The following is a 13,826-nucleotide window of genomic DNA, read 5'->3' as shown; positions in this document are numbered from 1 at the left end:
GCCAACCTTAAGGCCCAATCGACACTGACGGAAGACCTGGATCAGGATCTGCAAGAGCGACGTGCGGAAACTACTGGCCCGATGGTGATGCTTCCGGGGAGATAAAACGAGCGAGGGCGAACACGCCGTCGACAAAGTCTTCTCCCTGGATAAGCCGACCCACAACCCAACGTCCCTGAGCATCCTGGCTATCGATGAGTTGACGTACCTTCGAACTCAGTTCGTCAGCGCTCAACTCATCCGCGGCGCTGATCCACAGCTGTTGATGGGGAACTGTCAAGCCACGCTTGGCAAGCTCCAGCCGGGTGAAAACCGGCTCGATCTCGGCACCGGTTTTCATGCCGTAATGTTGCCAGAGGTTCTTGTAATCGAAGGTCACCTTGCCACCATCATCGATGTAAAGCGGCCGATTGGTGTTGAGTTCGTAGAAACGTGCCCATTTGCCATCGGGCAGGCGCGCCGCTTTCAGCCAGGTGGCCGCCGACACTGCCGCGTCAAGCAACCGCGCATCCTTGTCTTGCTCGTTCAACTCGATCAGGTAATCGATATTGCCGGCGGTTTCGCGCGAGACGACGCCAGGCGGCTCGAATTTGCGGCCCCATACTGGCTGCATCGAGCGATCGTAACCCTGAGCCCAGCCCTGTTGTGGCTCAGGCAGCTGGGCGGCAAGGAGAAAATCACCGACCTTCTGCGCTGTCTTGAGATATGCGGGATCTCGATATGTGCGGTAGGCGTTGAGAAAGAGACGACCCATATCGCGAGGAAGGTTGTCATTGACGATGAAGTAGGGCGGACTGTCAGGCTTCTGCCATTCGTGAGGCCAACTGGCGGGAATACTCGCCTTGGCCACTGTCTCTACGTCGGCACCAGGCGCGGATCCTGTGAAGAAGACTGGAAAGGCCCCATTCGGGTACTGCACTTTCATCAGCCGGCGGAGCGCCTTGTCGATGCAGGTACGGACGTCCGGATCCGAACCGCCGCTGGCCCGGTCGAACCACATCAGAAAATTCAGCACGCTCTGTGTGTTGTTGTCGTCGAGTACGGTCTCGTTGCGATGCGGATTGTCCTTGATATCGTGACAAGACTTCCCGCTAACCTTCAGTGCGCGGTAGCACCATGTCGCCGCCTTTTGCGGGTCGGTCTCGATCTTGTAAAACCATCCGCCGGACTCCAGCTGCGTATTCACCAGGGCCGTTGCAACGACCTGGGCAGACTGAAGCCATTGCTTGTCGCCGGTAACTTCGAAAATGCGCAGGAAGGCAGCTCCGACGGCCGGCGTGCCCGGCGGCTGCACCCAGCCAACGCTCGCGGGCACGGCACCGCCTTCGCCCACCCTTTTCAGGCCATCAAGCGAATATTTCCATACATAGGTTCCCGCTACACCGAGATGATCGCGGAAGTAGGTGCCCGCGCGCTCGATCGCGCGCCGCGCCTCGGCCGCAGTCGGTTGAGGTTCTCCGGCGAGTGCGGTACCGCACGACAACGCGACAGCCAGAACCAAGGCGATATGTCTTGGCACGGCAGCGCTCCCGCCGGCCATCAAGCGGCAGCGTCGCGAGGAGGCATGGCTGCCTTGGCCGAACCGCGTATCACATGAGGCACGAAGGACGCCGAGGAGGCCGCCGCGGGTTTTGCCTCCCCTCTCCGGTAGCTGGGGAGCAGCTCGGCAACAAGGTCTAACACTCCCGCAGTGTCGCCAGCCCTGGCCATGCGGCGCAATTGCGAAAATGCCTTGCGAAGCGTGTCGAGCGGCACCGGGTTGGGCACGGCGCCCAAGACCCCGGAGATCGGAACGTCGACACGTCTTTCTCTCTCGTCAAAGAGCTCCTCGAACAGCTTTTCTCCAGGCCTGCAACCAACAATCTCGATCTTGATGTCTTCGTCCGGCCGATACCCCGCGAGCTTGATCATGCGGCGCGCCATGTCGATGATCTTGATTGGCGCGCCCATGTCGAGAACGAAGATTTCGCCTTGGCCAAGTTTCTTTTCCAAGCCGTGGGCCGATGCCTGCAAGGTCAGCTCGACCGCCTCCCTTATCGTCATGAAGAAGCGCTTCATCTCCATATCGGTCACGGTCAGCGGACCACCGCGGGCGAGCTGGCGCTTGAACAGCGGGATCAGCGACCCGCTTGAACCCAGAACATTGCCGAAGCGAACAGTCATGAAGCGGACCGGGGTTTCGCTCGCGACAAAAGCGAGGTCCAGGGACTGGCAATAAAGTTCGGCCAAACGCTTGGTGGCGCCCATGACGTTTGTCGTGTTCACCACCTTGTCCGTCGATATCTGGACCATTGCCTTGGCACCGCAGAGACGGGTCGCTTCCGCCACGTTCATCGTACCAATGACGTTGGTAAGAATGCCCTCGCAGGGATTCAACTCGACCATCGGCACATGTTTGAGCGCCGCCGCATGGAAGACCAGGTCGATGCTATGCCGTTGGAAAATCTCGCCCAGGCGAGCTGCGTCGCGTACGTCACAGATATACGGCTTCCGGCTCACCCCCGGGAATTTCTCCGCCAGCTCCAGATCGATAGCGTAGAGATTGTACTCGCTGTTATCGATCAGGATCACTTCGGCAGGACCGAGCGCGGCGATCTGCTGTGTAAGCTCGCCGCCGATCGAGCCTCCGGCGCCGGTGACAACGACGCGGCTGTTCTCGATCATTCTGGACAGCGCGCCTTTATCAAGCACCGCCTGCGGCCTCTCCAGCAGGTCGGTAAGTTCGATGGGGCGCAGTTCGAAGCGACTCTCGTGTTTGGGATTGCGCAGTTCAAGGACAGGGGCCGGGCGAGAAACAGCGATGCCCAGCCGTTCGGCCCGGTCGATCAGCGCGTCGAGCGCAGGGTCGACGAGACCAGGCATCCTTTCGGTGAAGATCACGTGCCTGGGCTTGATGCCGCGAGCCTCAAGATCGCTGACGACGGCGTCGAAGTCCTCAATGCTACCCAGAACCGGCACGCCCCGCAGGAAATAGCCCTCTGTCGTCGCGCCCCTCTCGAGCAGGCCGACTGGCCAGTGGCGAGCATCCTGGTCCCGCTGCAGGGCACGAATGTAGAGGTCCGCCGCATCGCTTGCGCCGACCAGCAACACCGGTACCATATCGCGTCCATTGCCTGCTCTACTCGCTGCCGGACCAAATCGGCGGACCTCGAGGAGCTTGGAGCGGATCCGAACCGAAATGAGCATCGGCACCAGCAAGAGTGCCTCGATCACGATCACCGAGCGGGGAATTGAATCGAGCCGTGTCGCTACAAACATCACGAACACGAATGCCAGCGATGCAACGAGCACCGCGCGAACGATGCCGAACATGTCGCCGATTGACGCGTAGCGCCAGTTGCGGGTGTAGAGGCAAGTCACCGGAAAGACGATGGCACAGGTGAGAAAGAAGCAAGGCAGCGCGAAGAGCAGTGACTGGAAGCTCTCAGGATTGTTGACTTCGCCATCGAGGCCCAACCGCATGAAAGAAGCGAATGACAGCGCCGCGAGAGCCATCGACAGATCGATGACGTAGAGAGGAAGATTCTTGCCAACGGCCTTGGTGCGCCCGGTCAGACGTCGACGGAAATATGAAAGGACATGAAGGATTGTCCGCGGTTTGCTGACAAGACGGCCTAGAGCGATTGCGGAGGCTATCAAAAGGGATGGCCCCCCGAGCGGACCGACTGTTTCCAGTGGTTGATCTAACTGGCTCATTACCAGGACCTCGACAAAGCTTCGCCGCCGCGCGTCAAGAGAGCGCGTTAAGATGAACGGCTGTTGAGTTCGCGGACACAAATCCACACGTGCCAACTCTTGTTCATTCAAGAACAAGCTGGCCCGAGCTCACCTGTCTCCGAGGCTAACGACTTTATAGTTGCTATGGAAAGCCTTGCGGACTTCCGGCGCAACACCTGCTTTTGTGCATGAAGCAACTACCCCAGGTCGCAAGAGAGACTTTAGCGGGCTCAATCCAAAGAGGTACTTCCGCCAGCCTGGCCCAGCCAGCCCGACAGGTCCCGCTGCACCAGCGCACCCAACTTCTCCACATCGTCCGCATAAAAATTGACAAGTCGGGATCGCAGCCTCGGGGTAAACGGCGGATAGGCAATCTGGCCGGCCAGGGCGCCCCGTGCGGCCGCGAAAACTGAACTGTCCCTGAAGGGACGAACCAGCGGCTTCAATGGTTTCATGATCTTGCGCAGCCGCGGCCCAATCATTGGTTCCCTGCGGTCTTTCACCTTTTTCGCCACGGGCAGCGCCGTTTCGGCCGCGGGGAGGCCCAGAAACTGCCTGACCTTGCTCAAATGCTCCACGGGCCTTGCCACCATCTCCTCGAAAAAGAGAACCAGCACCCGATCCTTTGGATAGAGATCGAGATAAGCCTGCAGCTGCGCGCAGTAGAGGCCGCCGACAAGAAAGCGGCCCAGGGAGCCCATGCCCGCATCGAGATAGGAATCTATGTCACGACCGACTTCGCCGCGGCGATAGAGCATGCAATAGTCTGAATAGGCCCGTTCGACCGGGTTGCGGAGCTGTACGATCAGCCTGACATGCGGCAGCAGGTCGTGAACCCTCTGAGGAGCCGAGGGGGTATCCAGGTAGGAATTCGACTTTTCGCCTACGAGTTGTCCGGCTTGAATCTCCGGAAACTGGCTGAAGTACCAGTCGTCACCTCGATCATAGAAGCGGCTGAAATAGTGCAACTCGGGATCTGGCATGCAGACGGCCGGATCTGCCTGCAGAGATTGCTGCAGCCACGTCGTGGCACTTTTTGCCGCGCCGATGATAAGAAAGTCGATGTCTTGCGCCTGCATTCGTCAAACCCTTATGTGCCCATCTTGACTTGCAACGTCATGCGCCAGGCCGATGCCGCGAAGGGCAGTGAAGCACCCCTTCGTAGATTTCCGTGACACTTTCGACATGCCGGTCGGTGCCGTAGGAGACGAAGGCCTGGTCTCGTGCTGTCTGGCTGATCCTGGTCCAAAGGAGCGGGTCCGAGAGCAACCGCCATAGCGGCTGCATGAACCCCCCGGTGTCTTCGGGGGCGACCAGGAACCCTGTCTGGCCATTCTCGATCGCCTCCGGATTGCCCCCATGATCGGTCGCAACCACCGGCGTACCAAGAAACATCGCCTCGATCAGGGTCCTTCCAAAAGGCTCTCCAACGGCGGGAACGACGAGAACATCCGTGGCCGCCAGGAAAGGCTCGATCGGGCTGCGAAAGCCCATGAGGCGGACCGTTCGACCGAGCCCGCGCTCGGCGCACCGTGCCATGGCGGCGGATTCAAAATCCTGCGAGCCAGCCGGCGAAATCCCGAACACGCAGCCGACAATCGGGATTTGAGGATACTCGCGCGCGAAACGCTCAATGATGTCGATGAAGAGAAGGGGGCGCTTTCGCTCGATCAGGCCGCCGATGAAGCTCAGGACTCGTGTGCCCGGCTCGAGGCCAAGCTCATCCAGGAGCGCGGCCTTGGCGGCAGCCCTGTCAGGAATTGCCGATGGGTGATCGAAGGGGCTGTGGATGACGCTCAATCGTCCATTCAGGGACCTGATCGGATGTTTCGGCCGCGAAAATCGGGACACTGTCACCATACGATCCGCGATCAGCGGCCCAAGAACATTGGCGCCCTTCGCATCGGGATCGCCGCGATGATGCCAAACCAGCCGTGCGCCCGCCAGCCGTGCGGCAATGCCCCAGTTGACATGCGTTCTGCCATCGTTGGTATGAACGATGTCGAACCGTTGCTCCCTGATGAAGCGGCGCATGCAGGGGAGCGTGGTGGTCAGGTAGTTTGCGATGTCGCCTAGGGTCGCTCCTTTCGCCGGCAGCGTTTTCGACAGCGGGAGCCCCGTGAAAGGTTGGCCTTGTCGCTGCAGAAAGGTCGCCAGGGGGCCGGTGGGCTCCTGCAGCACCAAGACCGGCTCGACCCTCGATCTGTCCAGATTCTGGATAAGCTTCAGTGCCGAGATGTGGCTGCCCCCGACATCGTCACCGACAAATGGAAAGCAAACCCGTATCGGCTCCTGGCCAGGCCCATCGCTCATCGCCCGCTACCCGGTTGCGCTTCCAAGGTAACTGCCTCGGTCAAGATGACTGACGATCAGTTCAGCGGCCTCATCGGCGCTCAGATCTGGCGTAATCGTTATATGCGGAGCTTCGGGGCGCTCATAGGGACTGCCAATGCCAGTGAAATTCTGGATCAACCCGTTTCGGGCGCGTTGATACAGGCCCTTTGGGTCACGACCTTCCGCCACCTCCAGCGGCGTATCGATGAAGATTTCGATAAACTGTCCGGCGGCAAAGAGGTCGCGCGCCATCCGGCGTTCCGCCCGGAATGGTGAAATGAACGAAGCCAGCACTATCAACCCGGCATCGACCATCAGCTTGGCGGCTTCGGCCACACGACGAATGTTCTCGACACGGTCAGCGTCGGTAAAGCCAAGGTCCTTGTTCAGGCCGTGGCGAACATTGTCGCCATCCAGAAGATACGTGTGCTTGCCGATCGCATGAAGACGCTTCTCCACCAGATTGGCGATCGTTGACTTCCCGGCACCCGAGAGGCCTGTGAACCACAGCAGCGCCGGTTTTTGGCCTTTGGCGATCGCGCGCGCGTTCATGTCCACGTCCAGCGCCTGCCAATGGATATTGCTTGCCCTGCGCAGACTGAAATCGATCATTCCAGCCCCGACCGTGTGATTGGTTATCCGGTCGATGACGATGAACGCGCCGGTTTCATGCACTCGGGAGAAAGGATCGAAAGCAAGCGGCGCCTGGGTCATTATATTGACGAAGCCGACTTCGTTCTTTTCAAGGGTTTTCGTGGCGAGCTTCGCGAAATTATTGATGTCCACCCTGTGTTTTATATGCGTGATGCTTGCACCTACGGCACTGGTGGCGAGCTTGATCAGATACGGGCGGCCGGGGATCAACGGATCGTCATGCATCCAGAGCACATGCGCCGCAAACTGATCGGACACTTCCGGGCGTTCGGCCGCGGCTGCCAGAACGTCGCCGCGGGAGACGTCGATCTCGTCTTCGAGCGTCAGTGTGACCGCCTCGCCGGCGCCTGCCTCGGGCAGGTCTCCATCCTGGGTGACAATACGCTTCACCAAGGTCGTCACGCCTGAGCGCGCCACGGCCACGCGGTCTCCCGGCCTTACCACCCCGGCTGCGATGGTGCCGGCAAATCCGCGAAAGTCGAGGTTGGGACGATTGACCCATTGCACCGGCATGCGGAATGGGGCGGCGCGACGGTCGCTCTCCACCTCGATGGACTCCAGGTACTCGATGAGTGTCGGGCCCTGATACCAGGGGAGGTTCGCACTTCTGGTAAGAACATTGTCTCCATAGCGGGCGGACAGGGGGATGGCCTGCAGTGAAACGAAGCCGAGCGGCTCCGCAAAACTTCGATAGGCCGTCTCGATCTCGTCGAATACAGCCTGCGAATAGCCAACCAGGTCGATCTTGTTGATCGCAAGAACGACGTGCCGGATTCCGAGCAGGGAAACGATGAAGGAATGTCGGCGGGTCTGGTCGAGGATTCCCTGCCTTGCATCGACAAGGATGATCGCAAGATCGGCGTTGGAGGCGCCGGTGGCCATGTTGCGTGTATATTGCTCATGGCCGGGTGTGTCGGCGACGATGAACTTGCGTTGCTCGGTGGCGAAGAAACGGTAGGCCACATCGATCGTAATGCCTTGTTCGCGCTCACTTGCGAGGCCGTCAACGAGAAGGGCAAAGTCGAGATCGTCGCCAGTCGTGCCGTGTCGGCGGGAATCAGCCGCAAGTGCCGCAAGTTGATCTTCCATCAGCAACTGGGTGTCGTAGAGCAGCCTGCCGATCAGTGTCGACTTGCCGTCGTCCACGCTGCCGCAGGTGAGGAACCGCAACAGGCTCTTCCGCTCATGGGCATGAAGGTAGTGCGAGACGGCCTCGGATTTCGACGAAGCTTCGAGTTCCTCGGTTTGAGCAAAACCCAGCATCAGAAGTACCCCTCACGCTTTTTCTTTTCCATTGACGCCGCCTCATCATGATCGATCAGGCGGCCCGATCGCTCGGAAGTCCTCGCGACAAGCATTTCCTGGAGCACTTCGGGAACTGTCGCGGCAGTGCTTTCGGTGGCCGCGGTGAGTGGGTAGCAACCAAGGGTGCGGAAGCGGACAGAGCGCATTTCGGGCACTTCGCCCGGGCGTAGCGGCAGACGGTCGTCATCCACCATGATCCACTGTCCGTCGCGCTCCACGACCGGGCGCTTTGCGGCAAAGTAGAGCGACACGAGGGGGATGCGCTCCCTCATGATATATTGCCAGATATCGGTTTCGGTCCAGTTCGAGAGGGGGAAGACGCGAACGGACTCCCCAGCCTTCAGCCGGCCGTTATAGAGGTTCCACAATTCCGGACGCTGGTTCTTTGGATCCCAGCCGTGGCTGTCGCTGCGAAGCGAAAACACTCGCTCTTTCGCGCGGCTCTTCTCCTCATCTCGCCGCGCCCCGCCGAAAGCGGCATCGAATCCGAACGAGGACAATGCCGATTTCAACGCTTCCGTCTTCATGATCTGCGTGTAGACCGATGAGTTGTGGGTAAAAGGCGTGATGCCCTCGGCGAGACCGGCTTCGTTGCGACGCACCAGCAAATTCAAGCCAAGCCGCGCCACGGTCTCATCGCGGAAGCGGATCATCTCCTTGAACTTCCAGGTCGTATCGATGTGGAGCAGGGGAAACGGCAGCTGCGACGGGTAGAAGGCCTTCATCGCGAGGTGCAACATCACCGCGGAATCCTTGCCCACCGAATACAGCATCACAGGGTTGCGCAACTCGGCCGCCACCTCTCGAATAATATGGATCGATTCAGCCTCGAGCCGCTGCAGATGGGTAAGGGACGGCGACAAGGGACCAGCGCGTCGCTGCGCTATGGGCAAAGTGGCTAAAGCTTGAGGTGCAGGAGTCATCTAGATTGCCTTTGAAGAGGAAAGACTTGCCGGATTGAGGCCGTCCGCTGGCCGTATTTGCCTGTCGGTGTGAATAGTCTTGAACGCTTGTTGCAATGAGAGCGCCAAACCTGTGGTCCACAGTATGCCCAGGACGATGTGAGCGATGTTGCCGCCCATTGCACCGATCCGCGGGATCAGCAGGAGTGCCGTCACGTGGAAGGCGACTGTCGCGAGGATAACGATTCGCAATACCTCGCGCTGCTTGCCCATGGCCAGCAGCGCGGATCTGGCGGCAGAGCCGGAAAGCACGAAGGCGACCGCAACCATCTGCACGATGACGAGGTTGGCCGCGCCGAGAAAATCAGGCCCTGCGGTCCAGATCAGCAGCGGCCGAATTAGCGCCGCGACAACCAGGATGCAAAGGATCCCAAAGCCGAGCAGCATGGCTTCGGCCTGAAAGATCGCCCGCTTGAATTCTTTGATGCTTCCCTTCGCCCAAAGGCGGGCTACATCAGGATAGAGGACATTCTGCACCTGGGGGCCGACTTGCTGGCCGACGCGTCCTATGCGCTTGGCGATTTGGTACAGGCCGGCTGAAGCGGGGTCGGCGAGGAATCCGACCAGCAATGTATCGAGTTCCTGCGCGCTTACGCGCAAGGTCAGCGAAATGTTTGAAGACCACGCGAAATTCCAGATGCCGGGAAAGCGGCTTGTGATTCCGGCCAGGGGCGCGCGCAGAATATTGTGGACGCCCTGCCGGTGCAGCGCCCGCATTGTCAACGTCAACAGCGTCAGCGAACCGAGTATCTGGGTTCCTCCCCAAACCGCGGCGAAATAGGCGAGATCGGCTTTGAGCAGCACGCCGAGGAGGCACAGCAACACCCGCAAAACCGCGTTGAGCAACTGCCCATAGGCCAGGAGGCGGAAGTTGCCGGCCATGCGCTGCACCGCGACCGGAACGCCTGAGATCTGGAACAGCAGGACGCTGGAATACAGAACGAGAAGATGCACGATTTCCGCGGACCAACCGAAAAATGGTGCGACGAGAAGGGCGACGCCCACGGCGATGACCCAAGCGCAAACGGCGGCTCCAACGTCGATAAGCAGGCCGAATTTCATGAGAATACGCAGGCCATCGCGGTCTTCGGACGCGTTGAGGCCCGCCGCATATTTGATGATTGGCTGCCACGATTGGAAACTGACGACGCGCTCAACGACCCGCGTGAACGCGATGATCAATGCAAGCTGGCCATAGTTTGCCACGCCAAGTGCTCGCGCCGAAAGCGTAAAGGCCACGAGCCCGAGCAATGAGCCGAGAAAATTGCCCGTCAAAAGATGTGCGATGTTGGCCAGGCGCGTGCGGCCGGCGCTCCTGTGTTTGAGGGCCTCCGTCACACGTCGAGCCAGTCCTCTGATCATCGCAATCGTTGTCAAACTCACCCCACACTCCGTCCTTGCGGAGCACACAGATCCCAAGTCCACGCCAGAGCCCCGCTGACGCCTCCCATCATCGGCGGAAAAGAAGAACCCGCCACAACCAAGTTCGGCTCTGTTGCAACCTCAATAAGTCACGACCCGATCATTGCTACGACTGATGGCCTAGCCCATTAGCGGTAAGGAATTCACGGCCCGCCGGACCTGGTCATGCATCTGAATTCAACCGCCTCTGTCACTCGCGCCGCGGGTCTGCCCGCTCGCGCCGGATTGCCAGGACGATCGAGGTTGCGCGCACGGACCGCCCACCAGGTTTCAATCCGATGGCGAGCCTTCAATTGTACCGCGAGAAATGGGTTCCGCCGCGGCTAAGCAACTCCTTCGCGGCCGGGGTCAACCATTCGGTGCAGGTTCGCTCAATGAGCTCGGCCTGCGCGTCAGTGAGGTAGTCGGCGAAGCCACCGACCTTCCCGCGACGCATGCGACGACTTTCCGCATCGCCCCGGTCATAAACATGTGCCGGCAGGCCACCCGCCACCTCATGTTCACGCATCGCTTCAAAACGGGAAGCCTCGATAGCCTCCTCGAGGTCCGGCGCGGACGGGACATGCCCGAGAAACCGCAGGATGCGCGAGGATGTGCCGACAGGGTCGTCTGTCAGTTCTTCATAGCTCAACACGGCATGCCTGTGATGCGTCAGGCCCTTCGCCCAGCTGTTCAGATAGACAATGAGGGCGGGCAGACCTTGCCGGTAATCATAGATGAAGGCATCCATGTCGCCTTCGAAGCGATGCTTGTGGCGCGTGGCGTGGAAATAGGCCGATACGACCACGTCGCGCGGATCGCGAACCATGAAAATGACTGGCCGGCGAAAGAACAGCGTTCGCCTGTAGTCAAGATGCGAAACGAGGATGAGCGGCACCCGAGGGCGCTGTTCCGCGTAGCGGAAGGCAGGAATCCCGCGCTGCGGATCAAGGTCGAAGTTCGGAAGAACTTCGAACATGCGGAAGAGATCGACATTCCCGTCATGCGCTGTCCGACTGAAATAATCCGATAGGATATGCCTGAACCAGGTTCGCCCCGATTTTGGATAGGAAACAAGGAATGCATCTGCCCCGGAGCCAGCCCAGGTCATTTTGATGCGTGTTTCCATCTTGCGCAAAGCGCGACCGGTGGTCAGCATGGCGAGAGCTCTTTGTTGCCGCGCGACGCCAGGGCAGCGCGAATGACTTGGTCCCAGTTCTGCATCACATATTCGGGAGTGAACCTGGCAGCACTTACTCCCGCCGCCGCGCCCAGCCTCTGGCGCAGTTTTTCGTCGCCAAGCAACCGTCGTAGGCCCGCCGCGAGCGCATCGACATTTCCGCTTTCGACGAGAAGTCCGTTCTTCTCATTTTCAACCATCTCCTGAGGCCCCCACTGACAGTCGAAGGATATGACGGGCAGGCCGGCTGCCATGGCCTCCAGCAGCACAATCCCCCAACCCTCGTAGCGCGACGAAAGCACGAAGGCATCGGCGGTCTCCACCCAGATGCCGGGCTGGCTGGTTATTCCGGGCATTTCAACGCAGTCGCGCAGGCCCAGGCGATCACGCTCGGCCTCAAGCTCGGCGCGGTCAGGACCCTCGCCCCAAATGACCAATTTCCATTCGGGGAAATCGCGGCGGATGTTGGCGAATGCCTTGAGCAGAAGGTCGAAACCTTTCTGCGGGACCAGCCGGCCGACGGCGACGAGCCGGTTGCCGCCCCGGCGCGGTTTGCCTGCCGCGGGAAGATCGACCGGATTGGGAATGACCCAGCTTCGCTTGCGCATGGCAGGGCTGAAGTAATTCAGCGCCCCATTGGTCATGGTGACCAATCCGAAGGCCGATGGATAAAGCTTCGTCCGAAGGAAGCGCCAGATCGGGCCCACGTCCTGCAGGGCAGGATTGTTGCGCTCCGAAACCACAACGCTTAGGCCGAGCCCCCGGCTTGCCGCCAGCGACATCACGTTGGTGCGCGTGAGAAAACTCAGGGTCACATCCGGGGCCAGCCTCTTGAGCGCTCGGCGCAGCAGAAATACCCGACGCGCGCTTGCGGCAATTGCCCCTAACTTCGATCGTTTCACCTGTGGCAATCCCAACCGCTCTATCCTGACCGCTGGATCGAAACGATAGTAAGGCGGGGGACCGGGTGGCTCGAATGTAACCAGAGTCACAAGCCAGCCCCTTGCGGCCCACTGGTTGGCGAGGACGTTGACGACATGTTCGGTGCCGCCGGCGCCCAGTCCAGGCAGCACGATCAACACATGCGGCCGGCGCGAGCCGATGCGCAGACGCTCGGCCGCAACGGCATCGCCATCCAGAAGTGCCAAGCCGACGCCATAGTCCATCGACCGTTCCAATCCCAAAGCCCCGATCCTCTTACTATCCGGGCTTTTGTCTCTCGGAAGAGTTGGACATTGGGATGCCTCGCAGAGGATCGGTTACCTCTAAAGGTGGACTTGGGCGTAGAAGCGAAGCGAACAATAGAAAAGGCAGCGTCCGCTGTCGCTTGCGGACATGAATTGGAGTCTGGATTTCATGCGCATAGCCTTTGTCGGCGCGGTGGAAGGATCGCGTGTTGCTTTCGACGCCCTCGTCGAAGCGGGCATGCCGCCGTCGCTGCTCGTCACCCTTGCGGTCGACGCTTCCGCACGCCACTCCGATTTCGTCGATTTGGCAGGTCCTGCGCGCGCAGCGGGAATAGAAGTCCACCTTACCAAGAACATCAACGCGCCCGATACAATCGCGAAGCTTCAGGAAAGTCGACCCGATTTGACGCTGGTGGTCGGCTGGTCGCAGATTTGCCGCGCCGAATTTCGTTCTGTCGCCCGCTTCGGCTCGATAGGCTTCCATCCGGCGCCGTTGCCGCGCTTTCGAGGCAGGGCGGTGATCCCCTGGACGATCATCGCGAACGAGAAGGAGACTGGGTCGACATTCTTCCGGCTCGATGAAGGCGTCGACAGCGGTCCGATTGTCCTGCAGAAGCTCTTTGCCGTCGCGCCGGACGAGACCGCGCGTTCGCTCTATGAAAAGCACAAGCAGGCCCTGTTGGAGATGACACCTCTCGTTGTGTCAGCGATCGCCCGTGACAATAGGGTGGGCGTGGCGCAGGACGTCTCCCTCGCCAGCTACTGTGCCAAGCGTTCGGCGGAGGACGGGATCATCGACTGGACGCAGACGGCCGAAGATATTCTGCGTTTTGTCCGCGCTGTTGGCGATCCCTATCCGGGCGCCTTCACCCTTGATGCCGGGGCCAAGATCGTCGTCGACAAGGCACGCATGTTTGCGGGGCGAGGGCGCTACATAGGGCTGACTGGCCAGGTGCAAACGCTTACCGACAGCGGCTTTGCCGTGCTTTGCGGCGACGGAGCAACCATTGAGGTGACATCCTGGCGCGGCGCCAGGCCCAAGATACACGCCAAGCTGATGTCGGCCTGAGAGGCTCCCATGTTGGC

10 protein-coding genes are annotated in these 13,826 nt (G+C 60.1%); 1 reads left to right on the top strand and 9 read right to left on the bottom strand.

The window, feature by feature from the left end; genetic code table 11:
- Positions 1-70 precede the first annotated feature (70 nt).
- The 9 genes from AC56QQ_RS27165 to AC56QQ_RS27125 all read right to left on the bottom strand — a co-directional run bounded on the left by AC56QQ_RS27165 (position 71) and on the right by AC56QQ_RS27125 (position 12,719).
- Positions 71-1,519 carry a pectate lyase gene (locus AC56QQ_RS27165; RefSeq protein WP_497124058.1) on the bottom strand — a complete coding sequence of 483 codons (1,449 nt, stop codon included), beginning with the start codon at positions 1,517-1,519 and terminating at the stop codon, positions 71-73.
- 20 nt (positions 1,520-1,539) lie between these two features.
- Positions 1,540-3,696, bottom strand: a complete 2,157-nt coding sequence (locus AC56QQ_RS27160) for a polysaccharide biosynthesis protein (protein ID WP_497124057.1) — start codon at positions 3,694-3,696, stop codon at positions 1,540-1,542.
- Between the two features lie 251 nt (positions 3,697-3,947).
- Positions 3,948-4,796, bottom strand: coding sequence for a sulfotransferase family protein (locus AC56QQ_RS27155; RefSeq protein WP_489859966.1), 849 nt, complete (start codon positions 4,794-4,796; stop codon positions 3,948-3,950).
- Between the two features lie 37 nt (positions 4,797-4,833).
- Positions 4,834-6,030 (bottom strand): glycosyltransferase family 4 protein, encoded by a 1,197-nt coding sequence (locus AC56QQ_RS27150; protein ID WP_497124056.1) that lies wholly within the window; start codon positions 6,028-6,030, stop codon positions 4,834-4,836.
- A 6-nt stretch (positions 6,031-6,036) separates the two neighbouring features.
- On the bottom strand, positions 6,037-7,968 hold the full coding sequence (gene cysN / locus AC56QQ_RS27145) for a sulfate adenylyltransferase subunit CysN (protein WP_497124054.1): 1,932 nt from the start codon (positions 7,966-7,968) through the stop codon (positions 6,037-6,039).
- Positions 7,968-8,933 (bottom strand): sulfate adenylyltransferase subunit CysD, encoded by a 966-nt coding sequence (cysD, locus tag AC56QQ_RS27140; RefSeq protein ID WP_489859969.1) that lies wholly within the window; start codon positions 8,931-8,933, stop codon positions 7,968-7,970. Before cysD ends, cysN begins: the two co-directional genes overlap by 1 nt.
- Entirely contained in the window at positions 8,934-10,355 is a 1,422-nt protein-coding gene (locus AC56QQ_RS27135) for a lipopolysaccharide biosynthesis protein (RefSeq protein ID WP_489859970.1), read from the bottom strand. It abuts the gene before it with no gap.
- Between the two features lie 328 nt (positions 10,356-10,683).
- A complete protein-coding gene (locus AC56QQ_RS27130) occupies positions 10,684-11,532 on the bottom strand; it encodes a sulfotransferase domain-containing protein (RefSeq protein WP_497124053.1) in 849 nt (282 codons plus the stop codon).
- A complete protein-coding gene (locus tag AC56QQ_RS27125) occupies positions 11,526-12,719 on the bottom strand; it encodes a glycosyltransferase family 4 protein (RefSeq protein WP_497124052.1) in 1,194 nt (397 codons plus the stop codon). The genes AC56QQ_RS27130 and AC56QQ_RS27125 overlap by 7 nt, the downstream gene beginning before the upstream one ends.
- A gap of 190 nt (positions 12,720-12,909) precedes the next feature.
- Between AC56QQ_RS27125 and AC56QQ_RS27120 the strand changes: the two genes are divergently transcribed.
- The gene (locus AC56QQ_RS27120; protein ID WP_497124051.1) at positions 12,910-13,809 is read left to right on the top strand and encodes a formyltransferase family protein; all 900 of its coding nucleotides are present in this window, start codon (positions 12,910-12,912) and stop codon (positions 13,807-13,809) included.
- Positions 13,810-13,826 lie beyond the last annotated feature (17 nt).

Source organism: Mesorhizobium sp. RCAM 05099 (assembly GCF_059683685.1).
This window is presented reverse-complemented; position numbering and strand designations above follow the sequence as displayed.

Coding starts and splice junctions, on each gene's coding strand:
- AC56QQ_RS27120 (WP_497124051.1), top strand. CDS start 12,910: ATGCGCATAGCCTTTGTCGGCGCGGTGGAAGGATCGCGTGTTGCTTTC.
- AC56QQ_RS27130 (WP_497124053.1), bottom strand. CDS start 11,532: ATGCTGACCACCGGTCGCGCTTTGCGCAAGATGGAAACACGCATCAAA.
- AC56QQ_RS27155 (WP_489859966.1), bottom strand. CDS start 4,796: ATGCAGGCGCAAGACATCGACTTTCTTATCATCGGCGCGGCAAAAAGT.
- AC56QQ_RS27125 (WP_497124052.1), bottom strand. CDS start 12,719: ATGGACTATGGCGTCGGCTTGGCACTTCTGGATGGCGATGCCGTTGCG.
- cysD (WP_489859969.1), bottom strand. CDS start 8,933: ATGACTCCTGCACCTCAAGCTTTAGCCACTTTGCCCATAGCGCAGCGA.
- AC56QQ_RS27160 (WP_497124057.1), bottom strand. CDS start 3,696: ATGAGCCAGTTAGATCAACCACTGGAAACAGTCGGTCCGCTCGGGGGG.
- cysN (WP_497124054.1), bottom strand. CDS start 7,968: ATGCTGGGTTTTGCTCAAACCGAGGAACTCGAAGCTTCGTCGAAATCC.
- AC56QQ_RS27150 (WP_497124056.1), bottom strand. CDS start 6,030: ATGAGCGATGGGCCTGGCCAGGAGCCGATACGGGTTTGCTTTCCATTT.